At 41.7% G+C, this 19700-nt stretch carries 30 protein-coding genes; 15 read left to right on the forward strand and 15 right to left on the reverse strand.

Annotated elements, in window-relative coordinates:
- The first annotated feature begins 48 nt into the window (after positions 1–48).
- Both CYAN7822_RS15935 and CYAN7822_RS15940 read left to right on the forward strand, forming a co-directional pair.
- Positions 49–858 (forward strand): sulfotransferase domain-containing protein, encoded by an 810-nt coding sequence (locus CYAN7822_RS15935; RefSeq protein WP_013323306.1) that lies wholly within the window; start codon positions 49–51, stop codon positions 856–858.
- 231 nt (positions 859–1089) lie between these two features.
- Positions 1090–2877: a mechanosensitive ion channel family protein gene (locus tag CYAN7822_RS15940; RefSeq protein ID WP_245602581.1), complete on the forward strand. Its 1788-nt coding sequence runs from the start codon at positions 1090–1092 to the stop codon at positions 2875–2877.
- A gap of 366 nt (positions 2878–3243) precedes the next feature.
- On the opposite strand, the gene CYAN7822_RS34635 is transcribed toward CYAN7822_RS15940, so the two are convergent.
- From CYAN7822_RS34635 to CYAN7822_RS15985, 10 genes are all read right to left on the reverse strand, one after another.
- Complete coding sequence (locus CYAN7822_RS34635; protein WP_013322689.1) at positions 3244–4035, reverse strand: hypothetical protein; 792 nt, start codon at positions 4033–4035, stop codon at positions 3244–3246.
- 38 nt (positions 4036–4073) lie between these two features.
- Positions 4074–4214 (reverse strand): hypothetical protein, encoded by a 141-nt coding sequence (locus tag CYAN7822_RS38685; protein WP_013322688.1) that lies wholly within the window; start codon positions 4212–4214, stop codon positions 4074–4076.
- The gene (locus tag CYAN7822_RS15950; RefSeq protein WP_013322687.1) at positions 4214–4492 is read right to left on the reverse strand and encodes a hypothetical protein; all 279 of its coding nucleotides are present in this window, start codon (positions 4490–4492) and stop codon (positions 4214–4216) included. Before CYAN7822_RS15950 ends, CYAN7822_RS38685 begins: the two co-directional genes overlap by 1 nt.
- Entirely contained in the window at positions 4489–4812 is a 324-nt protein-coding gene (locus CYAN7822_RS15955; protein WP_013322686.1) for a hypothetical protein, read from the reverse strand. The genes CYAN7822_RS15950 and CYAN7822_RS15955 overlap by 4 nt, the downstream gene beginning before the upstream one ends.
- The gene (locus CYAN7822_RS15960) at positions 4809–5183 is read right to left on the reverse strand and encodes a hypothetical protein (protein WP_013322685.1); all 375 of its coding nucleotides are present in this window, start codon (positions 5181–5183) and stop codon (positions 4809–4811) included. Before CYAN7822_RS15960 ends, CYAN7822_RS15955 begins: the two co-directional genes overlap by 4 nt.
- 52 nt (positions 5184–5235) lie before the next feature.
- On the reverse strand, positions 5236–5607 hold the full coding sequence (locus CYAN7822_RS15965; protein WP_013322684.1) for a hypothetical protein: 372 nt from the start codon (positions 5605–5607) through the stop codon (positions 5236–5238).
- Positions 5608–5747: 140 nt separating this feature from the next.
- Entirely contained in the window at positions 5748–6551 is an 804-nt protein-coding gene (locus tag CYAN7822_RS15970; protein ID WP_013322683.1) for a hypothetical protein, read from the reverse strand.
- Positions 6541–8103 (reverse strand): hypothetical protein, encoded by a 1563-nt coding sequence (locus tag CYAN7822_RS15975; RefSeq protein ID WP_157871811.1) that lies wholly within the window; start codon positions 8101–8103, stop codon positions 6541–6543. The genes CYAN7822_RS15970 and CYAN7822_RS15975 overlap by 11 nt, the downstream gene beginning before the upstream one ends.
- Positions 8025–8504, reverse strand: a complete 480-nt coding sequence (locus tag CYAN7822_RS39500; RefSeq protein WP_013322681.1) for a hypothetical protein — start codon at positions 8502–8504, stop codon at positions 8025–8027. The genes CYAN7822_RS15975 and CYAN7822_RS39500 overlap by 79 nt, the downstream gene beginning before the upstream one ends.
- Positions 8505–8515: 11 nt before the next feature.
- On the reverse strand, positions 8516–9142 hold the full coding sequence (locus CYAN7822_RS15985) for a hypothetical protein (protein ID WP_013322680.1): 627 nt from the start codon (positions 9140–9142) through the stop codon (positions 8516–8518).
- Positions 9143–9366: 224 nt separating this feature from the next.
- On the opposite strand from CYAN7822_RS15985, the gene CYAN7822_RS15990 reads away from it, so the two are divergent.
- Positions 9367–9930 (forward strand): tyrosine-type recombinase/integrase, encoded by a 564-nt coding sequence (locus CYAN7822_RS15990; RefSeq protein WP_013322679.1) that lies wholly within the window; start codon positions 9367–9369, stop codon positions 9928–9930.
- Here CYAN7822_RS15990 and CYAN7822_RS15995 read toward each other — a convergent pair.
- From CYAN7822_RS15995 to CYAN7822_RS16015, 5 genes are all read right to left on the reverse strand, one after another.
- Entirely contained in the window at positions 9927–11300 is a 1374-nt protein-coding gene (locus CYAN7822_RS15995; protein ID WP_013322678.1) for a hypothetical protein, read from the reverse strand. The genes CYAN7822_RS15990 and CYAN7822_RS15995 overlap by 4 nt on opposite strands.
- 58 nt (positions 11301–11358) lie before the next feature.
- The gene (locus CYAN7822_RS16000) at positions 11359–11622 is read right to left on the reverse strand and encodes a hypothetical protein (protein ID WP_157871810.1); all 264 of its coding nucleotides are present in this window, start codon (positions 11620–11622) and stop codon (positions 11359–11361) included.
- Complete coding sequence (locus tag CYAN7822_RS16005; RefSeq protein ID WP_013322676.1) at positions 11603–11794, reverse strand: hypothetical protein; 192 nt, start codon at positions 11792–11794, stop codon at positions 11603–11605. The genes CYAN7822_RS16000 and CYAN7822_RS16005 overlap by 20 nt, the downstream gene beginning before the upstream one ends.
- Positions 11795–11796: 2 nt before the next feature.
- Entirely contained in the window at positions 11797–12267 is a 471-nt protein-coding gene (locus CYAN7822_RS16010; protein WP_013322675.1) for a coiled-coil domain-containing protein, read from the reverse strand.
- Positions 12268–12329: 62 nt separating this feature from the next.
- Entirely contained in the window at positions 12330–12635 is a 306-nt protein-coding gene (locus CYAN7822_RS16015; RefSeq protein WP_245602583.1) for a helix-turn-helix domain-containing protein, read from the reverse strand.
- 413 nt (positions 12636–13048) lie between these two features.
- On the opposite strand from CYAN7822_RS16015, the gene CYAN7822_RS16025 reads away from it, so the two are divergent.
- The 12 genes from CYAN7822_RS16025 to CYAN7822_RS16075 all read left to right on the forward strand — a co-directional run bounded on the left by CYAN7822_RS16025 (position 13049) and on the right by CYAN7822_RS16075 (position 19476).
- Positions 13049–13318, forward strand: coding sequence for a hypothetical protein (locus CYAN7822_RS16025; protein ID WP_013322673.1), 270 nt, complete (start codon positions 13049–13051; stop codon positions 13316–13318).
- Between the two features lie 7 nt (positions 13319–13325).
- Entirely contained in the window at positions 13326–13499 is a 174-nt protein-coding gene (locus tag CYAN7822_RS37745) for a hypothetical protein (RefSeq protein ID WP_013322672.1), read from the forward strand.
- The gene (locus tag CYAN7822_RS16030; protein ID WP_013322671.1) at positions 13496–13771 is read left to right on the forward strand and encodes a hypothetical protein; all 276 of its coding nucleotides are present in this window, start codon (positions 13496–13498) and stop codon (positions 13769–13771) included. Before CYAN7822_RS37745 ends, CYAN7822_RS16030 begins: the two co-directional genes overlap by 4 nt.
- Positions 13772–13773: 2 nt before the next feature.
- A complete protein-coding gene (locus tag CYAN7822_RS16035) occupies positions 13774–13953 on the forward strand; it encodes a hypothetical protein (RefSeq protein WP_013322670.1) in 180 nt (59 codons plus the stop codon).
- Entirely contained in the window at positions 13943–14248 is a 306-nt protein-coding gene (locus CYAN7822_RS16040) for a hypothetical protein (protein ID WP_013322669.1), read from the forward strand. Before CYAN7822_RS16035 ends, CYAN7822_RS16040 begins: the two co-directional genes overlap by 11 nt.
- Before the next feature lie 19 nt (positions 14249–14267).
- Positions 14268–14594, forward strand: a complete 327-nt coding sequence (locus CYAN7822_RS16045) for a hypothetical protein (RefSeq protein ID WP_013322668.1) — start codon at positions 14268–14270, stop codon at positions 14592–14594.
- 61 nt (positions 14595–14655) lie between these two features.
- Positions 14656–14895, forward strand: a complete 240-nt coding sequence (locus CYAN7822_RS16050; protein ID WP_013322667.1) for a hypothetical protein — start codon at positions 14656–14658, stop codon at positions 14893–14895.
- Between the two features lie 327 nt (positions 14896–15222).
- On the forward strand, positions 15223–16548 hold the full coding sequence (locus CYAN7822_RS16055; protein ID WP_013322666.1) for an IS110 family transposase: 1326 nt from the start codon (positions 15223–15225) through the stop codon (positions 16546–16548).
- Between the two features lie 242 nt (positions 16549–16790).
- Positions 16791–17651, forward strand: coding sequence for an NAD(P)-dependent oxidoreductase (locus CYAN7822_RS16060; protein WP_013323308.1), 861 nt, complete (start codon positions 16791–16793; stop codon positions 17649–17651).
- A 149-nt stretch (positions 17652–17800) separates the two neighbouring features.
- Positions 17801–18154: a YtxH domain-containing protein gene (locus tag CYAN7822_RS16065; protein WP_013323309.1), complete on the forward strand. Its 354-nt coding sequence runs from the start codon at positions 17801–17803 to the stop codon at positions 18152–18154.
- A gap of 1 nt (position 18155) precedes the next feature.
- The gene (locus tag CYAN7822_RS16070; protein WP_013323310.1) at positions 18156–18602 is read left to right on the forward strand and encodes a hypothetical protein; all 447 of its coding nucleotides are present in this window, start codon (positions 18156–18158) and stop codon (positions 18600–18602) included.
- Between the two features lie 64 nt (positions 18603–18666).
- Positions 18667–19476 carry a TPM domain-containing protein gene (locus CYAN7822_RS16075; RefSeq protein ID WP_013323311.1) on the forward strand — a complete coding sequence of 270 codons (810 nt, stop codon included), beginning with the start codon at positions 18667–18669 and terminating at the stop codon, positions 19474–19476.
- Positions 19477–19700 lie beyond the last annotated feature (224 nt).

Consider the following 19700-nt stretch of genomic DNA (forward strand, 5'->3'; position numbering starts at 1 on the left):
ATGAAATAATTTATTTAATTCAGCAAAGATAACTCAAAAAGAGAAAAAATGAATCAGCTACCCACAATATTTCACATTACTCATCAGAAAGCCGGTTCTAAATGGGTCGCAGCAGTTTTAAATGATTGTGCCCCACATCGGTATGTTATGCCAAAAGTACAAGGACACCATTATAAAAAAAATCCTATTAAGTTAGGGGGAATTTACTCTAATATTTATCTTTCCCAACCGGATTTTGAGAAAATCCTCGGTGCTAATCTCTGGGTCAATCCCGAAAATTACCCAAATTTCTTGTCGGTTCCTCATACTTATATTAGCAATTGGTATAACTTTCAGAAGCGGCAACAACCTTATCTCAAGTTTATCATCATTCGTGACCTTAGAGATAGCCTAATTTCCGCTTATTTTAGTTTTAAAATTAGCCATGAATTGTTGAGTCCAAAACTTGAAGAATGGCGACATAAATTGAACAGTATGAATCAGGAAGAAGGCTTAATTTATTTGATGGATGAAGTGATTCCGCGTTGGGCCGATATTCAGGTTTCCTGGCTTAATGATCAAGCCCTATTAATAAAATATGAGAATTTATTAGCCGATGAATATGAAGGTTTTGAAAAAATCATTCGTCATTGTCAAATTGACATAAGTGATCAAGAGTTAGAGAAAGTTATTAAAAAATATTCTTTTGAATCTGTCACGAATCGCCAGCGAGGTCAAGAAGATATTAGCTCCCATCAAAGAAAAGCCATAACCGGAGACTGGAAAAACTTTTTTTCTGAGAAGATTAAGCAAGAATTTAAGCGTCGTTTTGGGCATATACTTATTAAAACAGGCTATGAAAATGATCTAAATTGGTGATCTAGTTATTCGTTAAGTAATATACAATATTTTAGGTGATTGGCATATTGAGAGAGCTTTCTCGCCCCTTATTAAGGGGGAACGAGTTAGACAACAGTTTCTAACTCCTGTATTTTAGGATTCTTTACTCAGACCCAAACCAGAGACTTTAAGCTATAAATAAGCAATATGATGGTAAATTTTTTTAGATATAGGCAATTATTTCCCATTCGCTCTTTGATTAGCTGGGGAATGATGAGTATACTTAGCTGTATGATCACCCTGACTTATGCCTCTTCAGCTATGGGATTCTTTACTCCCCAATTAGAGTCAGAAAAAATTGAACACAGCATCAGTTTATTAAATCCTAACCCTGATGTTATTAATGTGGGGAATGTTTACGCCGCTTCGGTGAGGTTAGATGGATATGAAATATTTAAAGTTACTGCTACTGATGGTGTCAAGACTGAATCCTCCGAAAATGTGCTATCTCCCCCAAAATTTGCTCGCCTTAGAGCGCAATTAGTGGAAAATGAACTTAAGGGTATCGTTTCTAATCATCTTTATGGTGGTATTTTTAATCAAGGGTTTCAAAAAGAGACGCTAACGGTTACAGTAGCAAAACGCAATGGTATAACAGTAGTGATTGCTTATGATGATGATAAATTAAGAGAGCGTCAAATTGTTACTGTTACTGAAGAAGATGCTGAATTTTATGGCTATTCTGTTCCCCAATGGGCGCAAAAATTGGCCGAGATCATCAAAAATGCTCTCATTCGGGCACAACAAGAACGCAACGTTAACTATATTATTCATCAATTATTATGGAGTTTAATCATTATCGCTGTTGCCATAGTTTTTAGTTGGGTAATTTTAGGGTTACAAAGAAAGTTAGGCAAACAACGACATTTATTAATGGTTCAAGAACCCATCAATGAATTAGTTCTTTCTCCCTCAGATTTATCCACCATTAAAGAAGAATTATCCCTGGCGGCTCAACAGTCTAAATTTTTAAAAGTTAGAGAAAAACAGCAAGAATATCGGCGTAAACTCGACTGGATTCGTTTAAAAAGAAGATTGCTACAATCAGGACAGGCTATTATTTGGATTCTGGCTTCTCTGGGAATTCTTGAATTATTTCCTTGGACAAGATGGATTTTTGGGGAATTTCTTGAAAAGCCTTTGATCGTGGTAATTTTATTTTTGGGAATTAGTGTAACAATTCGGCTCAGTTCTATTTGTATTGATCGTTACATCCAAATTTTAATCGAAGAAGCCTCTATTTGTCCTAAAATTTTTAATGGAATCGGAGTTTCTCAAAGGAGAGCATCTCGTCTTAGTACCGTAGCTGAAATTAGTAAGGATTTGGTTTTTTGGATTTTTATTGCCTTGGGAATCCTTCTGGCATTAGATATCCTAGAATTTCCCATTAAAGCTTTGTTAACGGGGGCAGGCGTGCTAGGGATTGCTATTTCCTTTGTCGCTCAAAGCTTAATTAAAGACCTAATTAATGGTATGCAAATTTTACGTCAAGATCGCTATGTGATTGGGGATTTTATTCAAGTACAAGAGACTTGGGGATTAGTAGAAGGATTTAGCCTAACGGTCACTAAAATTCGAGGTCCTCAAGGTCGTTTGACAACGGTTCCTAATGGAGATATTCGAGTGGTTCACAATTTAACTAAAGAATGGGCAAGAATCGATCTTTATATTAAAATTTCCCATGATGCGGATGTAGACCTAGCCATGAAAGTTATGCAACAAGTAGCACAACAAATGCAAGAAGACCCCCAATGGAGAGATTGTATTTTAGAACCGACGGTTCTGATGGGAGTCAACAATTTAGATCATACAGGTGTAGAGATTCAATATTGGATGAAAACCAAAGCAACCCAACAGTGGGCAGTAGGTCGAGAATATCGCCGTCGTCTTAAACTCGCTTTTGATGAAAAAGGAATTCATTTAGGAATGCCGCAAGAATCTCGCTTAATGCAAAATCCTTCTGGGATGCTGAAAATAAGAGATAATGACATTAATTAATTCTCTTTAAAAATAAGAATAAAAATATCTGAATTTACCCACAGGACTATTAGCTTAAAAGATTGACTCCAAAATCAACTTTTAGTAGTAGCAAAATTTACAGCCCGGTTAGTCTACTCAATTCTCTGGGCAAATTCAGTTCATAAACTTAGGGGTATTTACTCAAGGTTTCCTGATTTAGGATTACTAAAAGTAAACCATTTTTTCGCTGACTGAACAGTTAAAAATGTTACATTAAATCCCCAACTAATTCAGTAGTACGGACATTTGCATTAAAGCACTAAAATCTACAGAGAAACCCCTCAATGGTTGAGGGGTAATTTTGTGTAGGGAACGCTTGAGCGGCAAAACCTATTCCCTACAAATTCAATAAACGGTTAGCTGCCGGTACCAATAAGATGCCCTGCCCGCTATTTGACCAGCGCAGTCCAAGCCATTAACTATCATCCGTGCTTTATAAAAATTAGTCTGTTTGGAGTTAATCCAATTTTCCAGGGAATATCCTGTAAAGCTTCCAGTCTTCATCCCGTGAACGAGAATATATAAAGCTAAGTTTGGTTGAAGCGCAAGGTCTGGCTTTTGGGTCAATTTGATTCCGGTGAGGCGCTCATACTTCCGATAGTTAAAGTCCCAAGTCATCTGACCATAGCCACGCCCATACCAAGGCCAGTATCTAAGATTCTGCCGCCGCCAAGCTTCACCCATCCACCAAGCCTCACGCACTGGCTGAAAGTTTGATTCATGTTCAGCCGTCGCCAATACGTAAGCACATTGAGATTTAAGCAGTCCCCACCGATGACATTCGCTTACGATCGCTTTAATCGTTGACACCCTATCTCCTCCCTTGAAATCACTCAAGTTCAGAGGGTAATCCCCCATGTGAAAATCCACATCAGCTTTTTTAAATTTCCATCGACCCGCGTCGCCAGCAAGTTGAACATCCCAATAGTCCTGCGCGTTGGCGACCAAGCTAACCCCGTAAGTTTTGCCCCTGGACAAATTTAAAACCTTTGAGCCGTCGGGCTTATAAGCTTTCGTTTGAACGATAGCTGTTAAGGATCGGCTCTCGGCCATCACATCTCTTGGCCAAAAAAAAACACTAGAAAATACGCCAGCTAAAAAGACAAGCGTCAACAAAAACGTTTTATACTTATTCATAGAAGAGAATACCAGCCCCCTAGTTGGGGGCTTACTACTTAAGAGTTAATTACTTGTAGCAATCGGTTTTTGATGGAGATATCAAAGTCTTTGGGTAAGCTTTGCAAAATTTTAGAGATTTCTTCCTTAGTGAATTTTCGGACAGTTGTCCATCGCTCATCAACTGAGATAATAATCATCACTTCACTACCTCATAAGGTTGCAAATTAACTTCTAGCAAAGCGGTTACTAAAGGGTTTTGCTGTTCTTTAAAATAGGTTTCTATTTCAGGAACTTGAGCAACCATAGAATGTAAAAGTGTTTGAGCATTCGCAAGGTAAAACCCTCTTAAATAAGGATTTTGCTCGCTCATGGCTTTGTCAACAGTAAGCTCCAAGGCATACTGGAGGGCAATTATAGGAATTGCCAATTTAACTGAAGAATTTCTTAAAAGGTCTAAATATTCAATCCGATTCATAGATACCTGACCTGTATATTAAACTGATAATCAGAAATATAGGACAGAGCTTTAAAAGAAAACTGGCTTAAATCAATCGGCTCTAACCTAATCAATCTTCCTTCTTGATAGAGTTTCCGACGAGTCAAAACATAGGGGGATGTTCCTAAAGTTATCTGCCTAAACCAACCGATGTTTACCCAGTCAGGACGGGAAGGTATTTTTAAGGAAATAAGCGCGTAGTCAGCCGCATTTTCTATTAAAAAATTAAGCTCCCATCCGTAGTAGCCCGGGGGACTTACCCCCTCGGCTACCAATTGCCAGTTACCGTCACTTATCATGAGAAAATGTCATCTAAGGGGTTGACAACTTTTTTGATAGTTCCGCCTCTATAAGTTTTTGCTTTAACGGCATTATCGAACGCGGCCGCCTTGACATCAGCCACAATAATTTTATGTCGGTAAGTTTTTCCCCCCTTAAGAACATCCACCACTTTGCGAACAGCCGTACCAGTAGAGAGAAGTTCCTCAACGCTGCAAGCGGGGAAATCACCGAATTCATCTGGCTTATCAGATGCGGGCGCTTTTACTCCTGTTTCTGTTTCGATGCCTGTGTAAGCATCAGGGGGAGCATAAAATGCCAAAATCATCGTTTTACTATTGTCGGCGGGGTCGCTAACGGTGATTTTGTGCTTGACTAAAATTCTTGCCATTTTTTGCTATTTCTCCTTTATTTAAATCTTTTTATCCTTTATTTAAATCTTTTTATCCTCGGCGGCGGCGGCGCGGAAAGCCAGCCCCCACGATGTTATTGCCCTCAAAATTTTTGCTGAGAATTTGAGTTACTGCGGTAGCCGCCTTGTCAACAGGGCAGGTAATTATAGAATTTTTTTTCTTTGTCCCTTGGAGATAAGAAATTCTCATTTTGACAAGCTTTCCTTGTTTTTGTCCTTCGCAAACAGATATGGAAATGTCTCCAGCTTTAGGTTCATAGTTATCTGCAAGTTTTTTAATCCCAAGTGCCGCCCCTATTGTGCTTCCATTGCCGTCGTAAATATCGGGCAACCTAATTAGGTAGGTTTGATTTCCCTCGGTAAAGCTATGAGGCTTAAGAATTTTTCGAGAAACTGTTGCCATTTGTACTCAGTTGATGTTTTACAGTTGTTATCTTAATCTTGGCACCGATTCGGACTATCGCCGGCAGCCTGGAACCTATATAGGTTCCCCAAGTCGGCCACAGATTAAAAGAAATTTGCAACCAAGATGAATCAAGGATCTTAGACTAAGCTGTTTTTGCGTCCCGACAAGTCGACTAGGGTCATTAGACGAGGGATGCCATTAATGCTAATTTTCGCGTTTCTAAATCGGCAGTTTCCAGTAGGTCTGTAGCGTCGTCCTTTTCTTGATTCGCCTAGTATATGGCGTGTTGGGGGATTGTTTACGGTTGATTTTTTGGGGTTATGCTCTGTTAGCTTTTCATCGTCGTATGTCGCACCTACAATTGAGCATAATTTGTGTATTACTTCTTTCGCTTCCGCTTCACTAATGGAATATATCTGTAAATTTAGTCCTTTTTTAAGGTCTTTATAAGTGTATAAATACGAACCTTTTTTCCACAGATACCCATCGTTAGTAGCAAATTCAGCTTTGATTTTATTTGCTAATGTTTTAAGATTTGCTTCAGTTATAGTTTCTGAAGTCTCATCTGTTAAAACAAAACTACATTCAATTTCTAAGGGTTCAAATCCTTCTGGTGATGCGTCTTTATCTTGCTTAAAAAATAAATAAACGTGAGGGGCATAAGGGTAAGAATCGTCCATCTCTTGCTTGGGTTTGCCGCCCACGTAGTCGGGTCTATCTTGAACTCTTTGGCAAATATAATAAAAATTCATTCGTTTATGTAAAGCCCTAATCATTGTTTCTTTGGGCAGAATCAGACAGGCTCTTTTTGCCGCTTTTCGAGGCTCGTCAATCTCTTCTAGAACCTCGTCGGGAATATCATTAAAAAATTTGTTTACCTCGTGATTATAAGTTTTGTGTAAGAAACTTTTTAAAAAGTCCCACTCTTTACTAACTGCCATTGTTTTGTCTTCCTTCTACTAAATCCACAGGTGTAATATCTGCCTTTGTACTAGATTCAGTTGTCTTTTGTTCCTCCTCGGTTTTTTTGGTATTTTCATTGGTTGAAATTTCAGTTTTGAGGGTTTCCCAATTTTGCTTAATTTGGGTAACTGACTCTTGAGTTTCGACGACGGCAGAGGCTAATTGATTGATTGATTCAGTGGCTTCTGTCAGGTTTTCAAGAACCTCTTGAGCGCGACCTAAATGGTTTGTAAACTGGGGGGATTTGTCATGGTAGCCGACTCCTTCCGATAGAATACCTTCACGAACTAAATCATTATTGAGTTTTCCAACCCATCCCCCAATAGTTTCCAGCCCATTCGTGACAGCGCTCTGCATCGCTTTTACAGAGTCGAATAAATTGGTCGTAGTCGTTAAGATTCTATTAGCTTTAATAAATCCTGTAGCACAGGTTTGGTAATTATGTTCCCCGATTAAAGCTTTAATCCAATCCGTGAAGGTTGTCCCGATAATTTGCGACACAGAGAAGGGATTCCCGTCAACATCTTTAAAAAATATAGAGACTACAGTATCGAGAGTTTGCCCAATACTCTGACCAAAATTCGCTGATAGCTGGAGGGCATTATGGAGAGCCAAAATAAAATTAAATGTGGCTAAGGCTCTATCATATATCCGATGCTGGAATAATTTAGTAAATTTGCCTGTAATCAAGCTTTTTAAAGCCTCGATTTGAGCAAGTACATCGGCTATTCCTAAATCCCCTAATCCTGACAAACCAGCCGCTAATCCATCAAGCTTTTTACTATTATCTTCAATCCCCTTTTTAATAGGAGCGGAGCATTGGTTCATAATGTCGCACTGGGCATCAGGAATAGGGGGTTCAGGGGTTGGGTCTGGGTTGGGTTTAGGGTTAGGGTTGGGGTTGGGGTTTCGCGTTGTTGTTCGTTCTGGTGCTGTTGGTTTTTCTGGTGCTGGGGGAGCTATTACTGAATTGCTTGGCTTAATAGTAGGTATTCTAGGCTTTGGATTCGGGATGATCGGGGGATGATCGGGGTTTTTGGTCGGCTTTCGCTCTGGGTCTTCGGTCGGCTTTTTTGTTGGTTTTTTGCTCGGGTTTATTGTTGGGGTAGGGGTAATGGTTGGGGTTGGGGTAATAGTTGGGTTTTGAAAATTGCTAGGGTTGATTGTTGGATGAGGAAATTTATTTTGAGACGGCGGATTTTCTGGCTCAGATGAATTTGCCTCTTCCGGTGGAGGAAAAAAAAGTTGATTAGGAGAATATTTTGAGGGTGGGTTTGTCGGGGTAGGATCACCGCCGGTATCTGGTAACCCGTCGGCGCGGGTGACTTTAGTTATCTGTATTGCTCCCCCCAATCCAACCTTTTCGTAAAAATAAATAATATCTCGGTTGTTGATGTAACCCAAATATAGTCTGCCGTATGTTGGGTCAACCCCACCGGCAGGCTGGGCAATTAGCTTGACGGGACCATAGACCCAGGTTGAGCCAGGTATATAGGGAGAGCCAGTCGTTGCGCCGTTGTCATTCCGCAAAAATTCAATATTATAGGCAACTCCGGCTGATTGCCCTCCCCTAAAAGGATATTCAGGGGGCGAAATTTCGCGGGGCCCGTCCTGAATCCCCCCTGATTCTGGGCAGCCCTCGCTTTAGCGATCGCGGCTCGCTCTTGAGCCTCGGGGGTGATCTCCGAGGACTGATTGAAGAATTTCTTCAGTAGCCATTTAGAAGCCTGCCAGCCCAAATAACTGCCGGCAGCAACGGCGGCTGCGTTTGCTCCTGCTCGCCAGGCTCCTCCCCCCCCTGATGGCTTATATCCTCCAGGCGGGGGTTTATTCGGCGGTTGAACGGTTCCGTTAGGAGCGCCTGGAATATGCCCTATCGCACTGGGCGGTGGGGCAATGATTGGGGGAAACCCCACAAATCCAATAAACATAAATTTTATTCCTAGTTAAAGTATCCAGGGGGAACATCGACGGTGGCCGGACTGGTGGCGTATGTCCATTGGTTCGCGCCTCCAGCAAGAACGCTTACATCTTTGGGGATATAAATATAAAAGAGGTCGTAGTTTTTCCCATTGTTGTCCTGCGCTTCACTGTTTTGCGTTGCTATCGAAAAAGGGCGTTCCCCTGCGGTATCGAGGAGGCAGATTTTTCTATAGCTGAACATCTGACGATAAAGCCGACACCAAAAATCACAGGCTTTAGCGGGAGTATCAACAGTATTTGGAATAGCGAAAGTGCTTTGGGGTGAGGACGAAACTAGCCAGGTTTCGCCGCTAATTGTAGAAGATACTGTGCTATCTGGGTTAGTTACGTATGTCCAAGGTTTATTTCCTCCAGAGACCGAGTCCGAAGTCTTGGGAATCATGATAACGAACTTATCCCAAACATTCCCATAGGCATCATTCGAGTCTCCATCCATTTGTACGAGTGGGAACAATAAATTTATCCCCTTATCATCAGCCGTGTCTATCTTTACGTGCTTGTACATTCTGTGATAATAGCGGCAAGCAAAATCAGTAGAGCGGGCAACTGTATTACACGAGCTAGGAAATTGATCATAGACAGCCATAAGCACTTATTCCCTTTGCTAAATAAATCTCTATATATCTAGAATCTCTTAAAAAATTAACAGTCGCAACTACAGAAAATAGATATTTTCTGTAGTTATTCGGATGAGTCAAACCCAGCCCCTGAGCTATTCTTGAGTCATAGGAGTTATCAACCAATGTTGACCACTACAGAATTTATATTAATAGCAAATAAATTCTGTAGTTATTTTAAAAGCTGGAAACTATGACAGGACAAGCGGCTAGTTTAAGTAATTCAGATTGGGCAAAGTTAGAAAAACATTGCCAGAGCGATTTACACAAATTCATCTGGGCTTTGCTTCGTTTTACGGGAGCAAGGGTCAATGAGGTTTTAAATTTAAAAGTTTCAGATGTCTATGATAATAATGGAAAGCCTTTTGACTATATCCTTTACCGAAAAGAAACCCGCAAAGGAAAGGATAAAAATCATAGCGTCCCTGTTACTAACGCTCTTCACTCTTACCTCGCGGCCTACAAGCCCCCAACAGATGGTTATCTTTTTCCCAGTGACCGAACCAGTAGCGGTCACCTGTCTTATGAGGCGGTTAGGGATTATTTGATGAAATGTGCAACCAGTGCAGGATTATCCCACAAGGCGGTTAAAACTCATTCGGGCAGGCGCTCATTAATCACTAATCTGATTAGTAACGGGGTTGACCTGAGAACCGTTCAAGCCATCACCGGGCACTCATCGATCCAAAACGTCATCCGCTATGCGGATTCCAATCCTCACAGATGCAAACTGGCCCTCGAGGGGGCCTATAGCTAGAATGGCAATTTCTCCTCACAGTAAATGGGCAATGCCTGGTACTGCTCGGGAATCCCTTCTCGTTTTGCCGATAGATACTTTGATGTCTTCCTCTTGCCCTCTTTGGTGATCAGGTAGTAGTAAGGTCCTCGAAAAGTTTTAATACCTTCTTTGTTCCTGTAAGGGAGTTTTTTAGCCTCAATGTAAAGCTGTGGTATTTCCGACGGCGGCTCATCATCCACTTCATCATCACCAAGAACGCTATCATCTTCCATCTCAGAAAGGCGCACAGCTACGGCTTGACTCAGCTTCTTTAGATAGTCCAGGGGCAATCCCTCGAGGGATTCGTAAAGCTCATCAATAGTAGCTTTAGGGGATTGGTTAGCTGCGTCATTCCCTACAGAGTTTTGTGTAGGGAATGGGGTTAGCGGCTCGTCGTTCCCTACAGAGTTTTGTGTAGGGAATGGGGTTAGCGGCTCATCATTCCCTACAGCTACCTCGATGTAGGCGGCTAGTTTTTGGTCAATTTCCTTTATCAGGTCTCGACATTGCTTGATATTGGCATCAATTTTTTTCTTAGTAGCCTCTGAGGGGTAGGGCGGCAGCTTGCCTTTGATTTGCTGATTGTAGTTGAGTATTCGTTTCTGTAGGGTTTGTTTTTTCCCCTGGAGCATTTGTCGTTTAATCTCGTCCGGTGCCCTAACGGGGCACTCCTTCTCGCTGATTGTCCATCCATCAGGTAGGTGGTGGCCATCGGGCGGCACAGCTTCTTTTTCCCCAATAGGCAATTCAAGCTGGATGCTTTTATCAGTTAGGTCATCTATGTCGACATTGAACTCTTCAAAGTCTCTTGTACAAACCCGTGCGCGTTTCTTCCAGGGCTTCATCAAGAAAACTGCTCGCCCGTCGGTCTTGAGATAGTATTTGTGCCCTATTTCTAGGGCTAATTTCTTCGGTTCCTCTTTTTCTGTAGGGAATGGTTCAGCCGCGCTTTGATTCCCTACAGGATTTTGTGTAGGGAATTGGTCAGCCGCGTCATCATTCCCTACAGAGTTTTTTTGGATAAGTTCAACCTCTCCAATGGGAGCGGTGATCGTTTTTGCCTCAGTTAATGACAACAGCTTCAGCGAATTTCTTAAAACCCTAAAAACAGTTGCCTCTTGACCTTTATACGCGACGCGGTCACCTTCTTCGATGAGCTTGAGCCAGTCATTTTCTATGACCGTAGGGGAAGGCTCGTCAGCTTCTTGTTGCCCTACAGAGTTTTGTGTAGGGAATTGGTCAGCCGCATCTTGATTCCCTACAGAGTTTTGTGTAGGGAATGGTTCTGCCGCGCCGCTATTCCCTACAGGGGAGGGGGGTAATGCTAATCCTAAGTCTAGTTGCTGCATAATAATTGGTTGATACTAAACTACTAAGATGGGCACGTTAAGGGTGCCCACTGTTTACTTAAAATGGTGGGTCGTTTTGATCACTCGGCTGTCGGGTTACGGGTTGAACTTCTTTTGTTGCCGGTGACTGAGGCGGGGGTTTGATAAGCTCTAATGCGCTTGACACTATCTCTTTAAGATTTTTAGCCTCAGCTATTGGGTCCTCGCCCGGTTCGAGTTCGCCGTACATCTCTAGGTGTTCAGAGTTATAGTTCCCTAGATTGACTATTCGCTTGTATGAAATGGTTTTAATCTGCATTTTTTTACCTACCCGTCGGCTCATGAACGTTTACGTTGTCGAGATAAACGGAAAATCTTCCAGGCTCTAGGCGACGGGGGTAGAATTTCCCGTTAGTGGTATAGCTGATCAGCCCTTTTTGAGGAGCAGCCAAAACAGCAAAAATCGCCATCATGACTTCTACCTCTAGTTGTGTTCCTGTGATCCGAATCTCCATTGTTAGTCTCCAAAAAAAGGTATAACTATAGCGGGATTGGGGGCGAGTGACGGGACTCTACCCTTACACCGGTGCCGAATTCCATCAAGTCCAAACGGTAGCCAGCCCGCCGCACCGTTGGCCCAGGTGATAGGCTCATGGCAAAATCGGCAAAATTTCTTGGGCTTGGGGGTGGGGGGGAATAACTCCTCAAGCAGCCATTCCTCCTGGTTTAAGAATTCCCAAGCCTCCCGTAAATTTTTAAATTTCCTTTGTAGGTTGCCCAGGGTCACCAAGACTTTCCCCCCAGATCGCTTTAGTCCCAAGCAAGCCTGACGAGCTAGTTCAAGCAATCGTTTAAAAGAAACTCGCTCAATGGGGCTTGGGTCTTTAGCGTTGCGAAGTCTTTTTCTTAGATGGGCAACTTCTTCGCCTAGGCGCTCGTTGTCTCGCCTGAGCCGTTCTAGTTCTTGTTGTAGGTCATTTGCATTCATAATAAAGATAGATGTAGTTGAGTTGACCACTGCACTTGAGAGAAAATGCAGTGGTTGAATTTTTAGTCAGACGATGAGCCTTCATCATCTGGGATATTATTCACATCAATCCCAAAAGCCTGAGCTAAAACTTTAAAACTCACGCCTAACTCACGAGCGAGCAAAGCAGCATTGTCAAGACTTGGCATTCGACGACCCGCAACATAGGCGCGGATAGCATCTCTAGATAGTCCTGTTAGTTCTGCTAGTTTGACTTGTTTAATGTCTGCTCGTTTGAGAAGTAAGCGCAAAGTTATCTCCGAAGTATCTTTTTTTTCGATCATACCTAAAAGAGTGACAATCGTCACGCTATGCGTTACAATTGTCACTATGAATAAAAACAACATCCTTACCCCTAGGGAGGCGGGTAGGCACTCATAGCAGGGGTTAAGGCTGTTGTAATCGTAATGCTTAGGTGTTTGGCTCTATAACACCATCCTTAGCGGGCACTTAATAGTTGCTCTCCCTAGACAACCATTCTTAGAGACTACAACTCAAATAATTGTTGATCAGGATAATTTCATGCCTGGGATTACCCAGGCTTCACTACTCACTAAAGATTAAAAATGCAATGTCCAAATTGTCACTCAAATAACTTTGTGTTGTCTAAAAGCAACTCATTCGAAGGATATGGATACTGTCAAAACTGTGGTCACGAGGATTATGTCTCGCTCGACCCAGGTAAAAAATATGACGATGATGATTATTACTTTGATGAGGATGATTTTGATGAGGAGGAATCATGAAAACAGAAACTCGTTTGACTAAAACTCAAATTCTTTTTCAAGAAATTGGGCAAGAGGCGCATCAAGCCTCCCTAAAATACCAACAAAAAGTTACTTTAATAGCCCAATCCGTTAATAATTTAGAGCGAGAAGAACGACCAATAGTTGAGATGCTGCGACATCACGGCGGCGAACTCACCATAGGGGAACTGGTTTTTGTCTTTTCTTATCACCGATATCTCATAGAGGAGTTGCTCAAAAAAGGTGTAGTTGTTATTGAGGAGTAATTACACTATGAACCACACAGAACAAATCAAAAAAGACATTGAACTATTAACCGAAATGAAGAAGAGAATCTTGACGATTGTCGCTTCATCTAAATTAGAAACCCTTCATCTTGATGATATTGATGCGGCTCTAGAACAAGCTATCGTATCTATGACAAGTTTCTTGGAGTGTAAACAATGAATTTTGAATACCGAGGAAAACCGTTGGGTCATTGGCTCTTAATCCGCTTTGAATTTTGGCGGGAATATTCCGAGGGGTGTGGGGTATTTGCCCCCCATGAAATCACCTCATTACAAAGACTTCAGTTATTTTGTCTAGGGGCTTCAATTAGTGAGTATTTCCCTTTTGGTGATGAAAGTTTAATTGATTTTCCTTCTGATGAAGCTAGAGACTTTTTTTGCTGGCTTAATGGCGGTTGGAAAAACTTAGAATCTCAAGGATGGAGTTCGTAATAATGGGACAAAAAGACCTCTTAAACTTAATCGGGGAATGTGCCCAATTAGCCCGAGCCAAGGGGATTAAAAATGTATCAGTGATCCTAAACCAACGCTACTCACTCCCCTATTTATCCATGCTCACCTATGAGCAGTTGATTGATTTTCAAAAATGGTTAGAAGAAACTTATGAACAATGAAGCAAATAAAGCCCAATATCTTGTAGAGATTACCAAAGATATTATGGAGGAACATGAAGCGTCTTTTGCCATTGTCCCTATTGAATACTTACATTTGTGTGTTAGTTCCATGTTATGCTTATGCGCTTTTGAAGAAGTGCCGCTTGATACTAAACATGGACATTTAATAGTCGCCCAGAACATCGCTCAAAGACTCCTTCATGTCGCGCCTGAACTAGAAGAAGTTTATCAGGAATTATTTAAGGATTTCCCCAAGATGTATCATCCTCAAAGACCAAGTTTAAATCTCGGATAATTAACAAGGACAAATAGTCATGAGTACAGCAACGGTATGCGAGTTAGTTTCAATAAAAGAATGTGTCAATATAAATCAAGATAATATGGTTTATTTTGACGTGACCATTAGTTCCGCATCGGAAATTAATTTCTCGGTTAGAGCCGCTAACCTTGACACAATATTGTTTATTTATGAATTATGTCAAGTTATCCCTTCGATCATGAAATATGACATGACCATGATGCAGATAGCAGACGGGGTAAGGAACTTAAAAATAGAACCCAATTGGGTGCATCAGATAAAACGGTTTAAGAGGCTGTATGGTGACCATTTTTTAGTTCCCCTAGAAATTTGTGATCAATAAAAAAACAAAAACACCCCTAAAGGTGTTTATTCGGTACATATTCAATTTATTTAATTCTACCATGACCACTATCGTACAGACGAAAATAGCAATGTACCCCGTTCATCTACCTCAAACTACTGGTAGTCACTCTACCTGGATTAATTTAGCTAATGTCTTAACGGTTGAGTGTAACCAAGAAGAAAAAGATGACATAGTATTCGTCACTTTTGTCAACGGAAAATCTAAAGCCTATCGAGGGAACCAGGCCAAAGAGATTCTTAAAGCCCTAGCAGAGGCACAAGCTAAATACTGCTGTTAATCATTCCCCGATGCTTACTGATAGAAATATCGGTGAGCATAGGGGAGTGATTAGCTACCATTCCCGCTCTTAGATAGGCCAGTGGCTTCGACATTAAAGTAGGCTCTTAACGCCTTTAGTCTTTTATAAGCCTAAGCCTTTTCAATCTAGGAGCAGCCCCCCTTCTAAAAGCTTCCAGAATAAATTAAGCCCCCTTGAGGAGGACACGAGTGAGCCGTCGCACGGCTCACCGTGAGATGTCCGTTGTGAGGGCTTCCGGGAGATTTGTAAGCATTGCCGAGAAGGGTTTTAGCTTGTGGTTATCTCCCTCAAAAAGCTAAGGTAATTATGGTCAACATTTTAGGTTTAGATGTTGGTCGAAATTTTGCTGTGGGCATAATTTTAGACCAATTCCCTACTAATATTAAACGATACTTTAACCAGCACCGCAAAGACTTTATGCGGCTTAAACCCGTATCCCATCTATCTCAAAAGCTTATTGAGAAAGGATTTAAGGATTTTAATTATTTAGAGCAGCTAACAATTGACGGGATTGTACTAGAGCCGACAGGAATGTGGTACTCAAGCATTTGGGTCGCCTGGGCAAACTATTATCTCATCCCGGTTTACTGGGTGGGTCATGCTGACCTGAGTAAGTCGAGGGGACATTATGGGTTTACAAATAAGAGCGATGAGCATGACGCGCTCACCTTGGCTGCTCTATTTCATGACCCAACATGGATTGATGACTTCGATCGCAAGAAGTGGTTAACTTTCTACACTTCGGAAATATTGACCATCCGTCGTCTATACCTTGATATCCTTCAATGTGAAAAACTCCGCACGGCTAACGTCAACGGGAACCGCCAGCGACTATCACTAGAGTTTCCCGAAGCTTCAGACCAACGGATAGAAATTTCCGAAAAAAAAGGTTTTTCCCCTTTCTGGGGTTGGCTGGCTGGGAATTACTCCTATACTTGGGCTAACAGAAGATATGAGGAGAGTAGCGCAAAGCGGTTGGGTATTCCCATTTCAAACTTAAGTAAACTCAAAGCCAAACACATCACAGACTTAGAGTTAATCATCACACACAACTTAAGTGAACTGAAAGAGCAATTGAATAATAATCAAGAGTTTCAAGATTACCTAAAAGTTTTCAAGCTTTTTAATTTCGGCTTTGACAATTGCATATTGTTGTTAATTCAGTGCTACCCATTCAATAAATTTCTAATCGATGGTAAACAGTGGATTGAGTGGATAGAGCATGAAAAGGATGGTAAATGGAAAAGAAGGAAGGTAAACCATAGCTTAAGGCAATTCCAAGCTTACTTGGGATTGGCTTATAGTTATGAGCAGTCAGGGGACAAGAATAAGAAAAAGTTTCACGGTTCGTCCATGTGTAGAGCAAAGCTCTTTATGTGGGTAACGAGCGTAGCTCTTAAGGGTTTTAAAACAAATTACCAAGACCTGATCGACGATCCTAAATTGACTAATGACGAGATTGACGAATTTACTATTGAGCATCCCAACATTAAAGGAGAATTAGGGAACATGATCGCAAAGAAGACCCTAAAAATTTACCGCGCTGGGGTCAGGGGGAATGACATTCAAACTCGATTACTGTTTTATGTTACCCGTCTCTTGTTCCAGGAGTTGTTAAAAGAAATTAGTTAGAATAAAAGACTATAAAAAATTCTGGGTAGTTAAAGAAAAACCAACGGCGATCGCCACTAGCTTTATGGCCATAGTCATCCCCCGTCAGGCGTGAGAGAATGCTCGTAGAGACCCTGCAAGCAACCTCTAGAGAAAAAGACTGACTGGGGTGCAACGCTCGTGTTCCGCACTTTTTATAAATCATCGAGGATTGCTATACAATACAAACCAGTCATGGCCAAACAAGGATTATCAAAATCAAAATGAAAATAGGATTTTTGGGAACTGGGTTAATGGGCGAACCGATGGTACAGAGATTACTATCTGCCGGTCTCCCAGTTATTGCTTATAATCGTACTCCATCTAAATTAAAACCTTTAGAGCAAGCCGGTGCATCCGTTACTGCCTCTGTTGAGGAAGCCATTCAACAGTCTGATTGTTTGATTTTAATGTTAACCAATGCTCAGGCCATTGAAGAAATCTTATTATCAGAAAATAGGTCTTTAGCCAATCGTACAGTAATCCAAATGAGTACCATTGCGCCTTTTGAGAGTAAAGCCATTCAACAAGCCGTAATAGAAAGAGGAGGAGACTATCTAGAAGCCCCTGTTTTAGGGAGTATTCCCGAAGCTCAACAAGGAAGCTTAATTGTCATGGTAGGAGCAAGCCAAGAACAATTTCAACAATGGTTGGGGGTGTTAAAGAATTTTGGCTCAGAACCGGTGTTAATTGGGCCGGTAGGAAGCGCCTCGGCGATGAAATTGGCACTTAACCAGTTAATTGCGGCTCTGACCACAGCATTTGCTCTAAGTTTAGGGTTTTTGCAACGTCAAGATGTCGATATAGATCAGTTTATGGCTATTTTACGTACCAGTGCGGTTTACGCGCCTACCTTCGATAAAAAATTAAAACGAATGATAGAGCGCAATTTTGCCAACCCGAATTTCAAGAGTCAACATTTACTAAAGGATGTTAATTTATTTCTTCAACAGGCTCAAGAACTGGATTTAAATTTGTCTTCTTTAGAAGGGGTACATCAAATTATCCAAGCCGCAATCAATTTAGGCATGGAGCAAGAAGATTATTCCGCTTTGTATAGTGTGATCAATCCAGAAAAGCCATAAGGCCTAGATAGAACAGAATTTTTTACAATAGAATGATAAATAACCCTACTCAAGGAAAACCAAGTAGGTAGGGAACTCGTTCCCCATTGGAGCTAATCTCTTAGCCAAGAATCCGCCTACAATTGGTGTTAAGCATAGAGGCCCCTACAATGTCTAAAAAAAATAACGGAGGAGTATTGATAGCCGGGATGATGGTGGGAGGAGCCATCGGAACTATGTTGGGGATTTTAATCGCCCCAAGATCAGGACGCGAAACTAGACGGATCATTCAAAAATCGGCTCAAGCTATTCCTGAATTAGTAGAAGATGTCTCCAGCAGTGTCCAATTACAAGCTGATCGCCTATCAGACTCAGCCAAGCGCAACTGGGATGAAACCCTAACGCGGCTCAAAGAAGCGATCGCCGCCGGCATAGAGGCCACTCAAATTGAGGCCCAAGAAATCCCGCCGTCACGAGAAGTTATGGTTGAGTCGAATTCTCTGGAAATTAATAAACAAGAGTAACGTGAGTGATCCGATCTTTTGGCTTGGTTTTTCCCTTTTATTAGTCGCCGTCAGTTTAACGGCGGTTTTAGTTGCTGCTGTGCCTGCTTTACAGGAACTGGCTCGAGCAGCCCGTAGTGCTGAAAAACTTTTTGATACTCTCAGACGGGAATTTCCCCCCACTCTCGAGGCCATTCGCTTAACCGGCTTAGAAATTAGCGAATTAACCGATGATCTTAATGAAGGCGTTAAAAGCGCTACCGAAGTGGTCAAACAAGTGGATCATAGTCTCAGTAGTGCTAGACAACAGGCCTCTAAAGTGGGCATGGGAACTCGTAGCGTCGTCGCAGGAGTCAAGGCCGCTTGGCAAACATGGCATCGCTATCCGGCTCTATCTCCTCGCCCAAGAGAACAAAGTTTTAAGCCGCCTCTCTCTAACGAGACTCCGGAAAATAAAGATCATAGATGAGCATTAATTCATCACTGATCTTAAAATAAAGTAAACAAGTGTAACGAAACTGAAATAAATCATCATGGAGAATCGTTGGCGAGGGCGACTTTTAATTGTTATAGCTGTAGGGGTCCTATTCTTATCGATGTGGGGAGTAAAACCGTCTGCCGCTTGGGCGGTAAACAATCCTGAATTATTGCCAGAGCAAGAAACCCCTGTGGTGGATCTGGCCAATTACCTGCCGACACTTCAAGAAGAAGCTTTAATTGACAATATTAAAGATTTTGAAGCGGAAAGCGGCTGGAAAATGCGAGTTCTAACCCAATATGACCGCTCTCCCGGTCGGGCAGTCATTCCTTTTTGGGGTTTAGATGATAAAAGTATCCTGCTGGTCGCTGATGGGCGAGGCGGTAATCTTCTAGCTTTCAGTATTGGGGATGCCGTCTATGAATTACTGCCCCGTACCTTTTGGATCGAATTACAAGCCCGTTTTGGCAATCTCTACTATGTGAGAGACAATGGTGAAAATAATGCGATCGTTGATGCTCTAGATACCGTCAAACAATGTTTAGTTCAAGGAGGCTGTAACGTTGTTCCTGGACTACCCCGCGAACAGTGGATTCTCACTCTAGCCACTTCGGTTGTCGGAGGCTTAGTCTGCGGGTTTTCTGCTGTTCCTCGTAAAAGTGGGCAAGTCTTTGCTTGGCAATGGGTTTTAATTATGTCTCCTTTATGGGGAATTTTATTTATTGCTTTTGGAATTGGACCAGTGGTCACACGAACTTCTGAATGGTTACCGCTATTTCGCAATGTGATGGGGTTTGTGCTGGGGTTTTTAGTGGCTTATCTAACTCCTATCCTTAACGGGCCAACTCCCTCAAAAACTTTATAGATAAAAAACCCGAGTGATCAATGTGTATAGCATTTCCTTTGATAGCACGATTCATCAAACTCCAAGATAAGACTAAAACACGGATTTTATCTAGGTTTTAGCTGATCAACTGTACATTATCCCATTGATAACTGCTATCACTTTGTCAATTAATAAGAAAAAAACGACATTAATATTAACAAACCCCAGAAATTAAAAGTCTCACAAGTCTCAAGGATTGCTAT

The organism is Gloeothece verrucosa PCC 7822 (assembly GCF_000147335.1).
Classification (GTDB): Bacteria; Cyanobacteriota; Cyanobacteriia; order Cyanobacteriales; family Microcystaceae; genus Gloeothece; species Gloeothece verrucosa.